This window comes from Stutzerimonas azotifigens DSM 17556, from assembly GCF_000425625.1.
Lineage (GTDB): Bacteria > Pseudomonadota > Gammaproteobacteria > Pseudomonadales > Pseudomonadaceae > Stutzerimonas > Stutzerimonas azotifigens.
Genome location: NZ_KE384428.1, coordinates 11719 through 29206, shown reverse-complemented (window position 1 = coordinate 29206; position 17488 = coordinate 11719). Strand labels below are relative to the sequence as shown.

The 17488-nt window shown below is 69.1% G+C and carries 11 protein-coding genes and 2 pseudogenes; 6 read left to right on the top strand and 7 right to left on the bottom strand.

Features of this window, described 5'->3' with window-relative positions; all coding sequences use genetic code 11:
* Positions 1-272, top strand: a 272-nt coding sequence (locus H610_RS0122905) for an integrase core domain-containing protein (RefSeq protein ID WP_028241840.1), incomplete at its 5' end; no start/stop codon positions are given.
* A gap of 119 nt (positions 273-391) precedes the next feature.
* Here H610_RS0122905 and H610_RS0122900 read toward each other — a convergent pair.
* A complete protein-coding gene (locus H610_RS0122900) occupies positions 392-700 on the bottom strand; it encodes a hypothetical protein (RefSeq protein WP_051231948.1) in 309 nt (102 codons plus the stop codon).
* 466 nt (positions 701-1166) lie between these two features.
* On the opposite strand from H610_RS0122900, the pseudogene H610_RS24480 reads away from it, so the two are divergent.
* The 4 genes and pseudogenes from H610_RS24480 to cobA form a co-directional block, all read left to right on the top strand.
* Positions 1167-2360: pseudogene (locus tag H610_RS24480) on the top strand (NAD(P)/FAD-dependent oxidoreductase); the annotation flags it as partial.
* 97 nt (positions 2361-2457) lie between these two features.
* Positions 2458-5166 carry a nitrate reductase gene (locus H610_RS0122890; protein ID WP_028241838.1) on the top strand — a complete coding sequence of 903 codons (2709 nt, stop codon included), beginning with the start codon at positions 2458-2460 and terminating at the stop codon, positions 5164-5166.
* 58 nt (positions 5167-5224) lie between these two features.
* Entirely contained in the window at positions 5225-5443 is a 219-nt protein-coding gene (locus H610_RS26180) for an SAM-dependent methyltransferase (RefSeq protein ID WP_043239453.1), read from the top strand.
* A gap of 173 nt (positions 5444-5616) precedes the next feature.
* A pseudogene (cobA, locus tag H610_RS24470) lies at positions 5617-6228 on the top strand (uroporphyrinogen-III C-methyltransferase); the annotation flags it as partial.
* Between the two features lie 568 nt (positions 6229-6796).
* Here the strand turns inward: cobA and H610_RS0122880 are convergent.
* The 6 genes from H610_RS0122880 to H610_RS0122855 all read right to left on the bottom strand — a co-directional run bounded on the left by H610_RS0122880 (position 6797) and on the right by H610_RS0122855 (position 14460).
* Positions 6797-7336 (bottom strand): DUF2058 domain-containing protein, encoded by a 540-nt coding sequence (locus H610_RS0122880; protein ID WP_028241837.1) that lies wholly within the window; start codon positions 7334-7336, stop codon positions 6797-6799.
* 130 nt (positions 7337-7466) lie between these two features.
* Complete coding sequence (gene mazG, locus H610_RS0122875) at positions 7467-8279, bottom strand: nucleoside triphosphate pyrophosphohydrolase (protein ID WP_028241836.1); 813 nt, start codon at positions 8277-8279, stop codon at positions 7467-7469.
* Positions 8280-8384: 105 nt separating this feature from the next.
* Positions 8385-10631: a GTP diphosphokinase gene (relA, locus tag H610_RS0122870; protein ID WP_028241835.1), complete on the bottom strand. Its 2247-nt coding sequence runs from the start codon at positions 10629-10631 to the stop codon at positions 8385-8387.
* Positions 10632-10728: 97 nt separating this feature from the next.
* Positions 10729-12087 (bottom strand): 23S rRNA (uracil(1939)-C(5))-methyltransferase RlmD, encoded by a 1359-nt coding sequence (rlmD, locus tag H610_RS0122865; protein WP_028241834.1) that lies wholly within the window; start codon positions 12085-12087, stop codon positions 10729-10731.
* A 48-nt stretch (positions 12088-12135) separates the two neighbouring features.
* Positions 12136-13038 (bottom strand): cysteine synthase CysM, encoded by a 903-nt coding sequence (gene cysM, locus H610_RS0122860; RefSeq protein ID WP_028241833.1) that lies wholly within the window; start codon positions 13036-13038, stop codon positions 12136-12138.
* A gap of 84 nt (positions 13039-13122) precedes the next feature.
* Positions 13123-14460 (bottom strand): DUF2254 domain-containing protein, encoded by a 1338-nt coding sequence (locus H610_RS0122855; RefSeq protein WP_028241832.1) that lies wholly within the window; start codon positions 14458-14460, stop codon positions 13123-13125.
* Between the two features lie 155 nt (positions 14461-14615).
* Here H610_RS0122855 and H610_RS0122850 point away from each other — a divergent pair, with 155 nt between their 5' ends.
* Positions 14616-17381 (top strand): response regulator, encoded by a 2766-nt coding sequence (locus H610_RS0122850; protein WP_028241831.1) that lies wholly within the window; start codon positions 14616-14618, stop codon positions 17379-17381.
* Positions 17382-17488: the final 107 nt, after the last annotated feature.

Here is a 17488-nt window from a genome sequence, read left to right as displayed (position 1 = left end):
GCCAGTACGCCAGCCAGGCCCATCGCGACCTACTGGCCCGCCACGGCCTGGTCGCCAGCATGAGCCGCAAGGGCAACTGTTGGGACAACGCGGTCATGGAGCGTTTCTTCCTGAGCCTGAAGATGGAACGGGTCTGGCAGCAGCACTATGCCAATCAGGCCGAGGCCATGGCTGACATCACTCACTACATCGTCGGCTTCTACAACACACACCGGCTGCACTCCTTTCTCGGCTACCAATCACCGACCGACTACGAAAAGGCCACCGCCTGAAATCCCCTATCCCGGTGTCCACCAAAACTTGACCACGACAGCCCTCGGGGCGATTGCTCTTGAACGGGCAGGCTGCGCCTGCCATCGCCGCCAGGGGCGCCTCTCACAGGGGGCCGGAATCAGCGCCGGACGATCAGCCCCTGGCGCGCCACCCGGACCAGCTGCTGGACCTGCTCGGCCAGATGCTCGGCGCTCGGCGCCTCGACGATGGCGAGGTCGAAGCTGTCGCGGGCGAAGTGCGTCAGCGCGCCGCCGGCGGGAAGGAACTGGATCAGGAAGGCGCTGGGCCGGCCCGCACGGCGCGACCAGCCTTCCATGCGCTTGAGCAGTGAAGGCTGATGCTGGCCGGCCAGGAGGATCTTGGGTGTGCGTCCCGGCGAGCCCTGGGGAGGCAGCGGGTGCAGGGAGGATGCGGTGGATGCAGTCATCGGTGTCGATCTCGCCTCTCGGGTTCCGCTGGGCAGCGGTGGGAGGCGTCACCGTTCCAGCGCTTTAGCGGTATTTCGGAATCCTCGGATTCCAGGCGCCCCGCAAGTAGCTGTGTAAATCGGCGCATGGAGCAAACCCTACTCGCCGTTCCGGCAGTCGTCAACCGGCTGCTGAAGTCATGCACCAGTGCGGCACGGCGAGGCCCGAACTTGGTGCACCAATCGCCAACCCGGCGTCCCCTTTCCAGCCCGAAAGCGCCGCGGCAGAGCCCTTCGGGCACCTGGCACGCAGGCTGCATTCATCACCGCAGGCAATGACATCGGGCAGTTCCTCAATGGCGAGGGACTGCTCCCCGAAGATCGGGAACAGGACAAAGGCGTCTTCACCGGGTAACCGGTGGGACGCCTTTTTTTCGTTTTCATTTCACGGCCCGCCGGGCCACGCCCGCAGGCACGGAGAGACGGCATGAAGAAACTCAGGCTGGTGGTGATCGGCAACGGCATGGCCGGGGTCCGCACGCTGGAAGAGCTCCTCAGGCTCGCCCCCGACCTCTACGACATCACCCTGTTCGGCGCGGAGCCGCACCCGAACTACAACCGCATCCTGCTCTCGCCGGTGCTCGCCGGCGAGCAGGACTTCGACGACATCGTGCTCAACGACCTGGACTGGTACGCGGCCCATGGCATCGAGCTGCGCCTCGGCCGCACCGTGGTCGCCATCGACCGGCCCCGCCGCCGGGTGATCGCCGACGACGGCAGCGAAGCCGCCTACGACCGCCTGCTGATCGCCACCGGCTCGAGCCCCTTCGTCCTGCCGGTGCCGGGCAACGACCTGCAGGGCGTGCTCGGCTACCGCGACATCGCCGACACCCGCGCGATGATGGAAGCCGCACGCGCCCATCGTCATGCGGTGGTGATCGGCGGCGGGCTGCTCGGCCTGGAAGCGGCCAACGGCCTGACCCGGCGCGGCATGGACGTGACCGTGGTGCACATCGGCGACTGGCTGCTCGACCGCCAGCTCGACCGCACCGCCGGCGAACTGCTGCGCGGCGCCCTGGAGGCGCGCGGCATCCGCTTCCGCCTGCGCAGCCAGACCGCCGCCCTGCTCGACGACGGCGCCGGCCGGGTAGGTGCCCTGCGCTTCGCGGACGGCAGAGAGATTCCCGCGGACCTGGTGGTGATGGCCGCCGGCATCCGTCCCAACGTGCGGCTCGCGGCCGATGCCGGCCTGCCCTGTGGGCGCGGCATCCTGGTCGACGACACCCTGCAGACCTTCGACCCGCGCATCTACGCAGTGGGCGAATGCGCCAGCCACCGCGGCATCGCCTACGGCCTGGTCGCGCCGCTGTTCGAGCAGGCGCGGGTCTGCGCCAACCACCTGGCGATGCTCGGCTTCAGCCGCTATCCCGGCTCGGTGACCTCGACCAAGCTCAAGGTCACCGGCATCGACCTGTTCTCCGCCGGCGACTTCATGGGCGGCGAAGGCAGCGAGACGCTGACCCTCCGCGACCCCGTCGCCGGCATCTACAGGAAGCTGGTGATCCGCGACGACCGGCTGGTCGGCGCCTGCCTGTACGGCGACACCCGCGACAGCGCCTGGTACCTCCGCCAGATTCGCGAGCGCCGCGACCTCGCCGCGCTTCGCGACCGGCTGATGTTCGACCCCGCCGACGCCGAAGCCGAGCTGCCCGCGCCGTGCCCGGTCGTCGAGCCCGACCTGTCCATCCGCCAGTGCGCCTGACGCCGGGAGCCCCAGCATGAGCGCGACGACGCGAATCACACCCTCCACCTGCTGCTACTGCGGCGTCGGCTGCGGCGTGCTGATCGAGCACGACGCCGAACGCATCCTCGGCGTCAGCGGCGACCCGCAGCATCCGGCCAACTTCGGCCGCCTCTGCAGCAAGGGCTCGACCCTGCACCTGACCGGCGACCGCGACGCCCGCGGGCATCACCCGCAGCTGCGCCTGGGCAAGACGCTGGCGCGCACGCGCAGCGACTGGGACAGCGCCCTGGAGCACGCGGCGAACCGCTTCGCCGAGACCATCCGCGAGCACGGCCCGGACAGCGTCGCCTTCTACATCTCCGGCCAGTTGCTGACCGAGGACTACTACGCCTTCAACAAGCTTGCCCGCGCGCTGGTCGGCACCAACAACATCGACTCCAACTCGCGGCTGTGCATGTCCTCGGCGGTGGTCGGCTACAAGCGCAGCCTCGGCGCCGACGCCCCGCCCTGCTCCTATGAGGACATCGAACAGAGCGACTGCCTGCTGATTGCCGGCAGCAACATGGCCTACGCGCACCCGGTGCTGTTCCGCCGGCTGGAGGAAGCCAGGGCGCGCCGGCCGGAGATGAAGCTGATCGTCATCGATCCGCGGCGCACCGACACCGCCGAGCTGGCCGACCTGCACCTGGCGATCCGCCCGGGCACCGATGTCGCCCTGTTCCACGGCCTGCTGCACCTGCTGATCGCCGAGGAGCGAATCGACCGCGCCTTCATCGAGGCGCACACCGAAGGCTTCGACGCCCTCGAGCAGCTGGTGCGGGAACACACGCCGGCGCAGGTCAGCGCCCTGTGCGGTATCGACGAAGACGCGCTGCGCCAGGCCGCACGGTTGATCGGCGCGGCGCCGAGTTTCCTCTCGCTCTGGTGCATGGGGCTCAACCAGTCCACCGCCGGCAGCGCGAAGAACAGCGCGCTGATCAACCTGCACCTGGCCACCGGGCAGATCGGCCGCCCCGGCGCCGGCCCCTTCTCGCTCACCGGCCAGCCCAACGCCATGGGCGGCCGCGAGACCGGCAGCCTGTCGAACCTGCTGCCCGGCCACCGCGAGGCCGGCAACGCCGAGCACCGCGCCGAGGTCGCCGCTTACTGGGGCGTCGAGCGCCTGCCGGAAGCGCCCGGGCTGCCGGCCATCGAGCTGTTCGAGGCAGTGCGCAGCGGCCAGGTCAAGGCGCTGTGGATCGCCTGCACCAACCCCGCGCAGTCGCTGCCGGACCAGGCCCGCGTGCACGAGGCGCTGGCCGCCTGCCCCTTCGTGGTGCTGCAGGAGGCCTTCTTCACCACCGAGACCTGTCACTACGCCGACCTGCTGCTGCCGGCCGCCAGCTGGGGCGAGAAGGAAGGCAGCGTGACCAACTCCGAACGGCGCATCAGCCACGTGCGCCCGGCCGTGCCGGCACCCGGCGAGGCTCGCCCCGACTGGGCCATCGTCTGCGACTTCGCCCGCCGCCTGGAACGCCGGCTGTACCCCGGGCGACCCGGCCGGTTCGCCTTCGAACATCCGGCGCAGCTGTTCGACGAATACAAGGGCCTGACCCGCGGCCGCGACCTCGACTACAGCGGCCTGGACTACGCGCTGATCGACCGCGAGGGGCCGCAGCAGTGGCCCTTCCCCGCCGGCGCCCAGGGTGGCACCGCGCGCCTGTACGGCGACGGCCGCTTCCCCACCGCGTCCGGCCGCGCGCGCTTCGTCACCGAGCCCTGGCGGGCGCCGCACGAGCAGGCCGACGAGCGCTACCCGCTGGTGCTCAACACCGGCCGGCTGCGCGACCAGTGGCACGGGATGAGCCGCACCGGCACCGCGGCCCGACTGTTCGGCCACGTCGAGGAGGCGCTGCTCGGCCTGCACCCCGACGACCTGCGCCAGCGTGGCCTCGCCGACGGCCAGCTGGTGAAGCTGTCCAGCCGGCGCGGCAGCCTGGTCCTGCCAGTGCAGGAAGACGCCAGCCTGCGCCCCGGCCAGGCGTTCCTGCCGATGCATTGGGGCGACCGCTTCCTCAAGGGGCTGGGCACCAACGTGCTGACCCTGCCGGCCTTCGATCCGCTGTCGCGCCAGCCCGAACTCAAGCACGCGCTGGTCAACGTCGAGCCGGCCGAGCTGGCCTGGCCCTTCTTCGCCCTGATCGAAGGCGACGTGCAGGTCCGTTTCGAGGCACTGCGGCCCATGTTCGAGGGCTTCGAGTACGCCAGCTTCGGCCTGGCCGGGCGCGAGCGCAGCGCACTGGTGATCCGCGCTGCCCGCCGCGAGGCGCCGGGCAGCGAGTGGCTGGAGATGATCGACCGCCTGCTCGGCCTCGCCGAGGGCCCGCTGCTGGCCTACGACGACCCGCGCCGCGCGATCGGCAAGCGCGTGCGCCTGGAGGGCGAACGGATCGTCGGGCTGCGCCTGGCCGGCGAGACGGCCGCGCGCCGCTGGCTCCGGCAGCTCTGGCAGGACGGCACGCTGGACCCGGAGCTGCGCCGCTGGCTGCTGGCGCCGCTGGCCAGCCCGCCGAACGCCAGCGCGGCGGCCGCCGGCAAGACCCTGTGCAACTGCCTCGACGTGAGCCAGGACGCGGTCTGCCAGGGCATCGCCCGCGGGCTCGACCTGGACGGACTCAAGCGGGAGCTGGGCTGCGGCACCAATTGCGGCTCCTGCGTCCCGGAAATCAGGCGGCTGCTCGCGACCCGGACGGTCCCGGCGTGACCAGCCGAGCAATCAAGTCATCCACGGCGGGCAGAGACCGCCGCGACAGGAGGCAAGCATGAGCGCGAAAGTCTGGCTGGTGGGCGCCGGCCCCGGCGACCCGGAACTGCTGACCCTCAAGGCGGTGCGCGCACTGCGCGAGGCCGAGGTGGTGCTGATCGACGATCTGGTCAATCCCCAGGTGCCAGGGTCTGTTGACGTTTCGTGCGCGGCCGCGCCGGAGCCTGTTTTTGCGCGAGGCAAGGCACGAGGAGCGCAGTTTGGTCATTCCAAATAAGCGACGAGAAACGCCGCATCGCGCAAAAACAGGCCCGTCCCGCAGGGTTGCGCGTCAAATGGCGCCATGCGGCGTTGCGGGACTTGGCAAGGGATCACCATTGCCTGCGTCCCGCGCCTGGCCTGGCGCCATTTGACGCGGCAACGCGGCTCGCGACGAAACGTCGACAGACCCTAGAACACTGCCCGCAAGCGCGGGTGATCCCGGTCGGCAAGCGCGGCGGCTGCCGCTCGACGCCGCAGGCGTTCATCCACCGGCTGATGCTGCGTTACGCCCGCCAGGGCAAGTGCGTGGTGCGCCTCAAGGGCGGCGATCCCTGCATCTTCGGGCGCGGCGGCGAGGAAGCCGAATGGCTGTCCGCGCGCGGCATCGAGGTGGAACTGGTCAACGGCATCACCGCAGGGCTGGCCGGCGCGACCCGCTGCGGCATCTCGCTGACCCAGCGCGGCATCGCCCGCGGCGTCACCCTGGTGACCGCGCACACGCTGGACGAGAGCAGCGTCGAGTGGCATGCCCTCGCCCGCAGCGGCACCACGCTGGTGGTGTACATGGGCGTGAGCAAGCTGGAACAGGTGCAGAGCGGGCTGCTGGACGGCGGCCTGCCGGCGAGCACGCCGGTGGCGATGATCGAGAACGCCTCGCTGCCGCAGCAGCGCGAATGCCGAGCCCGGCTGGGCGAGATGGTCGAGGCGGCGCGGGCCTTCGCGCTGAAGAGCCCGGCGATCCTGGTGATCGGCGAAGTGGCGGCGCAGCGGCTGGACCTGGCATTGGCGCAGAGCGCCTGATACAGGCCGGCCATGCCACGCTGCGGTCAGGCTCCCCGTGGGAGCGGTCTTGACCGTGAACCGGCCTGCACAGGGCGCGGGCTACCGCCGCGTCATCCCCTTGGGAGAGGGCCGGGATGAGGGCTTGCGTGCATGCCTTCCTTCCGCCCGGCCACCTTACTTCCCGGGGGAGAGGGAAAACCGGTATCGATCTCGTAGGGTGGGCCGGGCAACGCTTCACTTCAGCCCACCAACTCACCAAAGGCATGGCCCCCTGGTGGGCTAAAGCCCACCCTACGGCGCTGGCGCTGCCACCTGATCAGACACCGACCCTGCAGGCCACCGCAAGGAGAAGGGAAGGCACGGCGCATCATCCCCGCTGTAGGAGCGGGCTCTGCCCGCGACCGAGGCAGCGCTGCCGCAAAAGCGGTCGCATGCAGAGCATGCTCCTACATGAAGCAGTCGCGGCTCAGGACAAGCCGCGGTCTTGACCACGAACGCGGCGCAAACCGCCCGCAATCGAGACCGCTCACACAGAAGGCCGGAGCGGCCGCAGGGTGGAAAACCGCGCAGCGTTTTCCACCACCTGTCACCACATCAGATCGTCCGGCACCTTGTAGGCGGCGTACGGATCATCGGCGTCCGGCTCTTCGGTCTGGGTGTTGAGCAGCACCACGCGGCGCGGGTCGCGCTCCTGGATCTTCAGCGCCGCCTCGCGCGGGATCACCTCGTAGCCGCCGCCATGGCGGACGATGCCGAGCGAGCCGCGCGAGAGCTTGTCGCGCATCATGGCGTTGACCGACAGGCGCTTGACCTTCTTCTCGTCGACGAAGTTGTAGTAGTCCTCGGTGGTCAGCTTCGGCAGGCGGCTGCTTTCGATCAACTGCTTGATCTGCGCGGCGCGGGCCTTCTGCTCGGCCTTTTCCTGCTGCTGGCGGTTGAGTTCGCGATCGCGCTCGGCCTTCTCCGCCTGGGCCTGCAGGGCCGCCTGGCGCTGGGCATCGTCCTTCTCGGCCTGCCCCTTGTTCTCCAGGCGTTGCTGTTTCTGCTTCTGCTTGGTGGCCTGCTTGGCCTGCTTCTCGTTGACCAGCCCGGCCTTCAGGAGCTGGTCACGGAGGGAAAGACTCATGGTTCGGCTCGTCTCGTTGTGAATTCGAATTGCACGTAGGTTGGCTCGCGACGCTTGAAGCTTGAAGCTTGAAGCGATTCAGGGTGCCAGGGCAAAAACGCCAAGTACCTTCCTGCCTCTGGCTTCCAGCCTATAGCTGCTTTTTGGCTTCACCCCAAAGCGCATCCAGCTCTTCCAGGTCGCAATTCTCGATGGGCCGCCCGGCTTCCCGCAAGGCCTGCTCGATGAAGCGGAAGCGCCGTTCGAACTTGTCGTTGGCCTGGCGCAGCGCATGCTCGGGATCGACCTTCAGGTGCCGCGCCAGGTTGACCACCACGAACAGCAGGTCGCCGAGTTCCTCGGCGATGGCCGCCGGGTCGGCGTCGCTCATCGCTTCCAGCACTTCGTCGAGCTCCTCGCGCACCTTGTCGACCACCGGCAGCGCGTCCGGCCAGTCGAAGCCGACGCCGGCCGCGCGCTTCTGCAGCTTGGCCGCCCGGCTGAGCGCCGGCAGCGCCGCGGGCACGTCGTCAAGCAGCGACAGCTGCTCCGGCGCCGCGGCCTTCTCGGCGCGCTCCTCGGCCTTGATCGCTTCCCAGCGCCGCTTGATCTCGGGTTCGCTCAGCCGCGGCTGGTCCGGCGGACCGTAGAGGTCGCCGTCGGGGAACACGTGCGGGTGGCGCCGGACCAGCTTGCGGGTGATCGCATCGACCACGACGGCGAAGTCGAAGCGCCCCTCCTCCTGGCCCAGCTGGCTGTAGTACACGACCTGGAACAGCAGGTCGCCCAGCTCGCCGGGCAGGTGCTCGAAATCGCCCTGCTCGATGGCATCGGCGACCTCGTAGGCCTCCTCGATCGTGTGCGGCACGATGCTGGCGTAGTCCTGCTGCAGATCCCATGGGCAGCCGTACTGCGGATCGCGCAGCCGGGCCATCAGGTGCAGGAGGTCGGAAAGCTGATACATGGGAGTCCTAGGCTGGAAGGCTGGAAGGCTGGAAGGCTGGAAGGCTGGAAAGATCGCGCTTTTACCGTCCAGCCTTCAAGCCTCCAGCGCTCTTGATCGGCTTCATTACGAAGCCCTATGCCGCCTCGCCTCGATGATGTTCGGCAGCTGCGAAATACGGCTGAGCAGCCGGCCCAGCGCGTCCAGCCCGGGGATCTCGATGGTCAGGGACATCTTCGCGGTGCTGTCTTCCTTGTTCGAGCGGGTGTTGACCGAGAGCACGTTGATGCGCTCGTTGACCAGCACCTGCGAGACGTCGCGCAGCAGGCCGGAGCGGTCGTAGGCCTTGATGACGATGTCCACCGGGTAGGTCTTCTCCGGGATCGGGCCCCAGCTGACCTGGATGATCCGCTCCGGCTCGCGGCCGGCCAGCTGCAGCACCGAGGCGCAGTCCTGGCGGTGGATGCTGACCCCGCGGCCCTGGGTGATGTAGCCGACGATGGGGTCGCCCGGCAGCGGCTGGCAGCAGCCGGCCATGGAGGTCAGCAGGTTGCCGACGCCCTGGATCTGGATGTCGCCGCGCTTGCCCTGGCGGGTCGGCGCCTTGCGCGGAATGAGTTCGAGCTGGTCGAGGCCGTGGTCGCGCTCGGGCTCGACCAGCTGCTGGGCCAGGTTGACCAGGTGCGCCAGGCGCAGGTCGCCGGCGCCGAGGGCGGCGAACATGTCCTCGGCGAGCTTGTGATTGGCCTTCTCGGCCAGCCGATCATAATCCACCGGCGGCAGGTCGAGGCGCGCCAGCTCGCGCTCGAGCAGCGCCTTGCCGGCGGCGACGTTCTGGTCGCGCGCCTGCAGCTTGAACCAGTGGACGATCTTCGCCCGGGCCCGCGAGGTGGTGATGTAGCCGAGGTTCGGGTTCAGCCAGTCGCGGCTCGGCGAGCCCTGCTTGCTGGTGATGATCTCCACCTGCTCGCCGGTCTGCAGGCTGTAGTTCAGCGGCACGATGCGGCCGTTGATCTTGGCGCCGCGGCAGTTGTGGCCGATCTCGGTGTGCACGCGATAGGCGAAGTCCAGCGGCGTGGCGCCCTTGGGCAGGTCGATGGCGTGGCCGTCGGGGGTGAACACGTAGACCCGGTCGGGCTCGATGTCGACGCGCAACTGGTCGGCCAGGCCGCCGATGTCGCCCAGTTCCTCGTGCCACTCGAGCACCTGGCGCAGCCAGGAAATCTTCTCCTCGTAGTGGCTGGAGGTGGATTTGACGTCGGTGCCCTTGTAGCGCCAGTGCGCGCAGACGCCGAGTTCGGCCTCCTCGTGCATGGCGTGGGTGCGGATCTGCACCTCCAGCACCTTGCCTTCGGGGCCGATCACCGCGGTGTGCAGCGAGCGGTAGCCGTTTTCCTTGGGGTTGGCGATGTAGTCGTCGAATTCCTTGGGGATGTGCCGCCACAGCGTGTGCACGATGCCGAGCGCGGTGTAGCAGTCGCGCATCTCCGGCACCAGCACGCGCACCGCGCGCACGTCATAGATCTGGCTGAACTGCAGGCCCTTGCGCTGCATCTTCCGCCAGATGGAATAGATGTGCTTGGCGCGGCCGTCGATCTCGGCCTGGATGCCGGTGGCGCAGAGTTCGTCCTTCAACTGCTGGACGACGTTGGCGATGTACAGCTCGCGGTCCACCCGCCGCTCGTGCAGCAGCTGGGCGATCTGCTTGTACTGCTCGGGCTCGAGGTAGCGGAAGGACAGGTCCTCCAGCTCCCACTTGATGTGGCCGATGCCCAGGCGGTGGGCCAGCGGCGCGTAGATGTCGAAGACCTCGCGGGCCACGCGGTGGCGCTTCTCGTCGTCGGCGTTCTTCACCGCGCGGATGGCGCAGGTGCGTTCGGCCAGCTTGATCAGCGCGACGCGCACGTCGTCGACCATGGCCACCAGCATCTTGCGCAGGTTCTCCACCTGCGCCTGCGAGCCGAGCACCAGCGAGTCGCGCGGGTTGAGGCTGGCGCTGATCGCCGCCATGCGCAGCACGCCCTCGATCAGCTTGGCCACCACCGGGCCGAAGCGCTGGTGGATGTCGGCGAGCTTGACCTTGCCTTCGCGCACGCCGCGGTAGAGCACGGCGGCGACCAGGCTGTCCTGGTCGAGCTTGAGGTCGGCGAGGATCTCGGCGATTTCCAGCCCGGTGCGGTAGCTCGAAGTGCCCTCGCCCCAGAGATTCTGCGCGGCGTTGGCCTGCTGCTCGGCGTCGCGCGCGTAGAGGCAGGCCTCGCGCAGTGCCTCGCGGTTGAGCGCCGGATCCATGCCCAACACGTGGTCGAGCCAGCTTTCGAGGTTGATGCTGCCGTCGGTATTGATCGGCTGGACCGCTCTCACCTGTACCATTCGTACCCTTCCCTCTGCGCAGCCACTGCGCAAATACGCCGGCATTCTCTGTGCCGGTCGGTTGAACCGCAGGCCTGCTGCCTGCCACTACGTCACTTCACCGCTGCGGCCGTTCGAACAACGCCATCGCTTCCACGTGCGCGGTCTGCGGGAACATGTCCAGCACACCGGCCCGTCGCAGGCGGTAACCCTGCCTGCCCAACTCCTGTGCATCCCGTGCGAGGGTCGCCGGGTTGCATGAAACATAGACTACGCGGCGCGCGCCCAGTGCGTGCATCTGCCTGACCACTTCCAGCGCACCCTCGCGCGGTGGGTCGAGCAGCACCGCAGCGAAGCCCTCGCCTGCCCAGGGGGCGTCAGCCAGCGGCTTCGACAGATCCGCCCGATGAAAGTGCACCCCATCCAGGCCGTTCTGCGCCGCGTTGGTGCGCGCCCGCTCGACCATCGCCTCGACGCCTTCCACGCCCACCACCTCGGCGCCTTCGCGCGCCAGCGGCAGGGCGAAGTTGCCGAGCCCGCAGAACAGGTCCAGCACCCGCTGGCCCCGCTCCGGCGCCAGCCAGGCCAGCGCCTGGGCGACCATGGCGTCGTTCACCGCGGCGTTGACCTGGACGAAGTCGCCAGGCCGCCAGGCCAGCGTCAGGTCCCAGGGCTCGAGCCGGTAGCCCAGCGGCCGTGCCGGCCCGACCGGCTCCGGCTCGCCCGCGCCCTGCAGCCAGAGCTGCGCGCCCCGGGCCTGGCAGAAGGCCTCCAGGCGCTGCCGGTCGGCCTGCGCCAGTGGTGCCGTATGGCGTACCAGCAAGGCCTCGGCGGTGCCGCTGAAGAGCTCGACGTGCCCGATCGCCTGCGGCTTCGCCAGTTCGCGCAACACGCCCGGCAAGGCCACGGCCAGCGGTTGCAAGGGCTGTACCAGCACCGGGCACTGTTCGATGGAAACGATCTGCCGGCTGGCGCCGGCGCGGAAGCCGACCTCCAGGCGCTGCGCCGCCTCGTCCCAGCGCACCGCCAGGCGCGCGCGCCGCCGGTAGCCATAGGCCGGCCCGGTCAGCGGCTCGGCCCACTGCTCGGGCTGCAGGCCGGCGAAGCGCTGCAGCTGTTCGGCGAGGGTGTTCTGCTTCAGCGCCAGCTGGTCCGCCTCGGAGGCATGCTGCAGGGTGCAGCCGCCGCACAGGCGTGCGTGCGGGCAGGCTTCGGCGCGGCGCTCGGGGCTGGTCTCGATCAGCCGCTCGGCGCGCGCATCCACCACCTGGCTGTGCATGCCGAGCGCCCGCCCCTCGACCTGCTCGCCGGGCAAGGCGCCGTCGACGAACCAGGTGCGCCCATCGACGAAGGCGATGCCGCGCCCGTCATGGGCCAGGCGCTCGATGCTCAGGCGCTGCTTCTTGCCCACGGGCACGGCGGGCTTGCGGCTGCCGCCGCTGGGTTGAAAGCGCAGGCTGGGGCTGCGTCGGGCCATGATGAAAACCTGCTGGGTACTGCGGGAGGACGGGCTGCGTCCGGTCGGTCAGTTCGGCTCGTCGTACACGCCGGTGGAGAGGTAGCGATCGCCGCGATCGCAGATGATCGCCACGATCACCGCGTTCTCCACCTCGCGCGACAGGCGCAGCGCCGCCGCCACGGCGCCGCCGGAGGACACGCCGCAGAAGATGCCTTCCTCGCGCGCCAGCCGGCGCATCACCTGCTCGGCTTCCTCCTGCGACATGTCTACGATGCGGTCCACGCGCTCCTGCTGGTAGATCTTCGGCAGGTATTCCTGCGGCCAGCGGCGGATGCCCGGGATGGCCGCGCCTTCCATCGGCTGCAGGCCGACGATCTGCACCTGCGGGTTCTGCTCCTTGAGGTAGCGCGACACGCCCATGATGGTGCCGGTGGTGCCCATGGAGCTGACGAAGTGGGTGATGGTCCCGCCGGTCTGGCGCCAGATCTCCGGGCCGGTGCTGCTGTAGTGCGCTTCCGGGTTGTCGCCGTTGGCGAACTGGTCGAGCACCTTGCCGCGGCCCTCGGCCTGCATCTTCAGCGCCAGGTCGCGGGCGCCTTCCATGCCCGCTTCCTTGCTGACCAGGATCAGCTCGGCGCCGTAGGCGGTCATCGCCGCCTTGCGCTCGGCGCTGGAGTTGTCCGGCATGATCAGCACCATGCGGTAGCCCTTGATCGCCGCGGCCATCGCCAGGGCGATCCCGGTGTTGCCGGAAGTCGCCTCGATCAGCGTGTCGCCGGGACGGATGTCGCCGCGCGCTTCGGCACGGGCGATCATCGACAGCGCCGGCCGGTCCTTCACCGAGCCGGCCGGGTTGTTGCCTTCCAGCTTGAGCAGCAGGGTGTTGCTGGTCTCGCCGGGCAGGCGCTGCAGGCGAACCAGCGGAGTGTTGCCGACGCAATCGGCAATGGTCGGATACGCGACGGTCATGGATCGTGTCTCGCAGCGAAAAAGGCGCACATGATACCGGCAAACGCCCGCCCGCCATACCGGATGCGCCAAGCGGCCTCGCCCTTATCCGCCAGCGGGTGTCGCCGCGCCGGCCAGCGGTTCCAGATGGCCGAGGCCGGCCATGCCCAGTTCGTTGATCTGCTCGATGAGGATGTTCAACGCCGCGCGGTCCCAGGCATTGGTGATCTGCTCGTCGATCGCTTCGCGCAGCGCCCGCAGGGTTTCGCCATAGGCCGCCAGCTGCGCGGCGTCGCCCGGATGATGCAGGGCGTTCTTCAGGCACTGGAACACCGCGATCATCACCTGCGGGTCGCTGGCGCCGTAGATGCGGACCGGGCCGACGGTGGCGAACAGCAGGGCGGCGGTCGACAGCTCGCGGTAGTACAGGCGCGGCCGCATGCCGTCGAAACACCCGGGACTGTAGGCTGGACCCCCCATGTGCCGGGCGAGCAGCACGCCGATCAGGTTGATGCCGCGGATCGCGGTGCCCGGATCGTTGATCGCCGGACTGATCGCCTTGACCGCGATCTCGCTCAGTTGGCGCATGCCATAGGCCGCGTTCGAGCTGGCGTATTCGTCGTTGCTGAAGCCGAAGCACTCATGCGCCTCGTCGGCCTCCTCGTCGGACAGGGGCGCGCTGAAGCGAATCAGCGGATGCCCTTCGACCAGGAAGAACCCCGGCTCGACCTGCACCCGCGCGACCAGGTCGCGACCGACCAGCAGCTTGCACAGCCGGTGCTCGTCCACGTCCTGCAGGTAGCCGTCGCTGCGCATGCGCAGGCACCACCAGTGGCTGTCGTCGGGCGGGGGCGCGCAGCCCTCGAGCAGTTGCTTGCGCTTTTTTAGCTCGCTGCAGGCGCCTTCGAACAGCTGGTTCATCACCCAATCCACGCGTATCGACTGCGACACCGAGCGGATGAATTCCACGAACAGGGTCAGGCACAGCACCGCGGTGGCCAGCGAGAGCAGAACGCCAAGCGTCGGCGTGCTCTGCGGATCGCTCTTGTCCACCAGGATGATCTGCGTGAGGAAGAACAGCACGCTGCCCAGGTTCACGCCGAGGATGATCCGGTTGCGGGTATCGCTGATCAGCCCTGGCAGCACGCGCGGGGACAACCGCGCGGCGGCGCCGTTGAGCACCACCATCACCATGGAAAAGCTGAACACCACCAGCGAGATGATGCTGGTGATCAGGGTGCCGAGGATCTCCCGCACGTTGTCCGCGTCGGTCAGGCCCGTCGGCAGGAGCGCCTTCAGCGCGCTGGCGACCGGCAGGCTCTCGAACACCAGCACCAGCCCGGCCAGCGCCACGTACCCTGCGCAGATCAGGGTCGGATAGTAGGCGATGCTGTTGCGAATGCGCGTCAGCAGGTGGAAAAGCGGCGACGAGGACTCGGCCATGGGTTCCCCCACGCAAGGATCGGCCCTCATCGGACCATGAAGGACGCCCGGTCGTGCCCGCACGTCCGGCGGAACGACCGGTGTCGAGATCGATCACGAGCCGCCGGCCCGACAAGCCGATAAACTAGCTCGCCTTCGCGGGATGGAGAGCCGATGTGCTGAGAGATCTGGGAATCAAGGGCCGCATACTGCTGCTGACACTGTTGCCGAGCACCCTGCTGGCCATCGTGCTGGGCGGCTATTTCACCTGGACGCGCCTGGCCGACATGAACCTGCAGTTGCACGAGCGCGGTCGCATCGTGGCCAGCCAGCTCGCCCCGCTGGCCGCCCCGGCCATGGCGCAGGGCTACGATAAGCGCCTGCAGCGCATCCTCAACCAGGTGCTGGACCAGCCGGACGTACGCGCCGTCACCATCCTCGATCCGCAGCGCGGCCTGCGCGCCCATGCCGGGCCGAACATGCTCACGCCCTCGCCGCCGGCCGACCCCGAGGACCTGACCCTGGTCAGCGGCGAACACACCACGCGCATCCTGATGCCGGTACTGGCTCGCCACCTGCACCTGGCCGACGGCGCCTCCAGCGCCGACAACCAGTTGCTCGGCTGGCTCGAACTGGAGATGTCGCACCAGGGCACGCTGCTGCGCGGCTACCGCAGCCTGCTGGCCAGCCTGCTGCTGATCGGCGCCGGGCTGATCGTCACCGCGCTGCTGGCGATCCGCATGGGCGGCACCATCAGCAAGCCGCTGCATCGCGTCAAGCTCGCCGTCGCCCAGCTCAAGGACGGTAACCTGGAAACCCGCCTGCCGCCGCTCGGCAGCCACGAGATGGACGAGCTCGCCTCCGGCATCAACCGCATGGCCGAGGCCCTGCTCAGCGCCCGCGAGGAACTGCAGCAGAGCATCGACCAGGCCACCGACGACGTGCGCCAGAACCTCGAGACCATCGAGATCCAGAACATCGAGCTCGACCTCGCGCGCAAGGAGGCGCTGGAGGCCAGCCGCATCAAGTCCGAATTCCTCGCCAACATGAGCCACGAGATCCGCACGCCGCTCAACGGCATCCTCGGCTTCACCCACCTGCTGCAGAAGAGCGACCTCACCCCGCGCCAGCAGGACTACCTGGCGACCATCGAGAAATCGGCCGACAGCCTGCTGTCGATCATCAACGAGATCCTCGACTTCTCGAAGATCGAGGCCGGCAAGCTGGTGCTCGACAACATCCCCTTCAACCTGCGCGACCTGATCGAGGACACCCTCACCATCCTCGCCCCCTCGGCCCACGAAAAGGGCCTGGAGCTGGTCAGCCTGGTCTACCGCGACACCCCGGTCTCGCTGATCGGCGACCCGCTGCGCCTCAAGCAGGTGCTGACCAACCTGGTGAGCAACGCCATCAAGTTCACCCACGAGGGCTCGATCGCCGTGCGCGCCATGGTCGAGGACGACAACCCCGACCGCGCGCAGCTGCGCATCAGCGTGCAGGACACCGGCATCGGCCTGACCGACCTCGACCTGCGCGCCCTCTTCCAGGCCTTCAGCCAGGCCGACAACTCGCTCTCCCGCCAGCCCGGCGGCACCGGCCTGGGGCTGGTCATCTCCAAGCGCCTGATCGAACAGATGGGCGGCGAGATCGGCGTCGACAGCATTCCCGAGGAAGGTTCGGAATTCTGGATCAGCCTGACCCTGCCCAAGGCCCGCGACGACATCGAGGACCTGCCGCGCGCGCCGCTGGTGGGCCGGCGCATCGGCCTGCTGGAACACCACCCGCTGGCCCGCCAGGCGCTGGAGCACCAGCTCGAGGATTGCGGCCTGGAAGTCACGCCGTTCGCCAACCTGGAAGACCTGCAGGGCGCCGTGTCGCTCGACCGCGTGGGCCCCCGGCCGATCGAACTGGCGGTGCTCGGCATCACCTTCGAGGACATCGACCCGTTCGGCCTGGGCGAACGCCTGCAGGCGCTCGACCGGCTCGGCTGCAAGGCCGTGGCGCTCTGCCCGACCACCGAGCTGCCGGCCTATCACGAGGCGCATCCCGAGCTGCACGCGCAGATCCAGGCCAAGCCCGCCTGCACCCGCAAGCTGCAGCGCGCCCTGCTCGACCTGATCGGCCAGCAGCGCCCGACCGAACCGCGCGGCGCGCCCATCGCGCATGCGCCGCGCATCCTCTGCGTCGACGACAACCCGGCCAACCTGCTGCTGGTCAAGACCCTGCTCAGCGACCTCGGCGCCCAGGTCGCCGCCGTCGACAACGGCCCGGCGGCGATCGCCGCGGTGCAGCGGCAGACCTTCGACATGGTCTTCATGGACGTGCAGATGCCCGGCATGGACGGCCGCCAGGCGACCCAGGCGATCCGCGACTGGGAAGCGGCCGACAACCGCCGGCCGCTGCCGATCGTGGCGCTGACCGCCCACGCGCTGGCCAACGAGAAACGCGCGCTGCTGCAGGGCGGCATGGACGACTACCTGACCAAGCCCATCAGCGAGCGCCAGCTGGCGCAGGTGGTACTCAAATGGACCGGCCTGGCGCTGCGCAACCAGGCGGCCGCCGCCGACCTCGCCCCGCCGCCGGAACAGAACCTGCGCGTGCTCGACCCCGAAGAAGGCCTGCGCCTGGCCGCCGGCAAGGCCGACCTGGCGGCGGACATGCTTGGCATGCTCATCGCCTCGCTCGACAGCGACCGCCTGGTGATCGGCGAAGCCCGCGCCCGGGGCGACCTGGACGGCCTGATCGAACGCGTCCACCGCCTGCACGGCGCCACCCGCTACTGCGGCGTCCCCCAGCTGCGCGCCGCCTGCCAGCGCAGCGAAACCCTGCTCAAGCAGAACGACACCGGAGCCGACGCCGCGCTGGACGAGCTGGACGCGGCCATCGTCGAACTGCAAAGGGTGGCGGCTGAGCGGACGGAGTCCGGTGTTCCCGCGCCCTGAACGACGGAAGCAGCGCAGCCTGCCGAAAAGCGATCGCCCCGAGGGCGGGCCTCCCACAAAAGCAGGACGCAGCACCGCTGCCGCTCCTGTGGGAGGCGCCCCCTGGC

Excerpts from the sequence above, each read along its gene's own strand:
- H610_RS0122900 (WP_051231948.1), bottom strand. The coding sequence starts at position 700 with ATGACTGCATCCACCGCATCCTCCCTGCACCCGCTGCCTCCCCAGGGC.
- H610_RS0122890 (WP_028241838.1), top strand. The coding sequence starts at position 2,458 with ATGAGCGCGACGACGCGAATCACACCCTCCACCTGCTGCTACTGCGGC.
- H610_RS26180 (WP_043239453.1), top strand. The coding sequence starts at position 5,225 with ATGAGCGCGAAAGTCTGGCTGGTGGGCGCCGGCCCCGGCGACCCGGAA.
- H610_RS0122880 (WP_028241837.1), bottom strand. The coding sequence starts at position 7,336 with ATGAGTCTTTCCCTCCGTGACCAGCTCCTGAAGGCCGGGCTGGTCAAC.
- mazG (WP_028241836.1), bottom strand. The coding sequence starts at position 8,279 with ATGTATCAGCTTTCCGACCTCCTGCACCTGATGGCCCGGCTGCGCGAT.
- relA (WP_028241835.1), bottom strand. The coding sequence starts at position 10,631 with ATGGTACAGGTGAGAGCGGTCCAGCCGATCAATACCGACGGCAGCATC.
- rlmD (WP_028241834.1), bottom strand. The coding sequence starts at position 12,087 with ATGGCCCGACGCAGCCCCAGCCTGCGCTTTCAACCCAGCGGCGGCAGC.
- cysM (WP_028241833.1), bottom strand. The coding sequence starts at position 13,038 with ATGACCGTCGCGTATCCGACCATTGCCGATTGCGTCGGCAACACTCCG.
- H610_RS0122855 (WP_028241832.1), bottom strand. The coding sequence starts at position 14,460 with ATGGCCGAGTCCTCGTCGCCGCTTTTCCACCTGCTGACGCGCATTCGC.